A 506-nucleotide genomic window follows, 5' to 3' on the forward strand; every position below is an offset into this window, starting at 1 on the left:
CTTCATCAGTACAGTTGTCTACACATTCTTGACTACAGTAAACTTTTCCTGCTACTTCTACTTTTGTTTCCCCAAGAACACAATTACAGTTCGGTCTCGCACATTTTTCCATACTAAACTCCTCCTTATTATTTAGGTAAATCTTCGGTTAAACACCAACCTCGATCTAATAGACTAACGACGCAATTATCAACAATTCGGTACCGAATAAAATTGGCTTCACGAATACTGCAAACGATGCCTTTATCAACCAATCGTTGAAGTTGGTTAGAAATGGCTTGAGGTTTCATTTCAAGCTGTTCTGCCACCTCGCTAACAGATGCATTTGGAGTTCGAAGCAAGGTATGCAGTATTCTAAGCCGTGTCCCATTAGAAAGTATTTTAAAGGTCTCACTTAAACTTTCAGCGTTCTCTGTATCTAATAAGGGACGTTCCGTTAGTTTTGGTTTTGGTGTACACCAGTTTTCAGACATTATTTCCTCCTCCATTTCACAATTACATTATAT

1 protein-coding gene is annotated in these 506 nt (G+C 38.1%); it reads right to left on the reverse strand.

Annotated elements, in window-relative coordinates; all coding sequences use genetic code 11:
* Positions 1-128: 128 nt before the first annotated feature.
* A complete protein-coding gene (locus AB840_RS15745; RefSeq protein WP_002469035.1) occupies positions 129-473 on the reverse strand; it encodes an ArsR/SmtB family transcription factor in 345 nt (114 codons plus the stop codon).
* Positions 474-506 lie beyond the last annotated feature (33 nt).

Origin of the sequence: Megasphaera cerevisiae DSM 20462 (assembly GCF_001045675.1) — a bacterium.
Lineage (GTDB): Bacteria > Bacillota > Negativicutes > Veillonellales > Megasphaeraceae > Megasphaera > Megasphaera cerevisiae.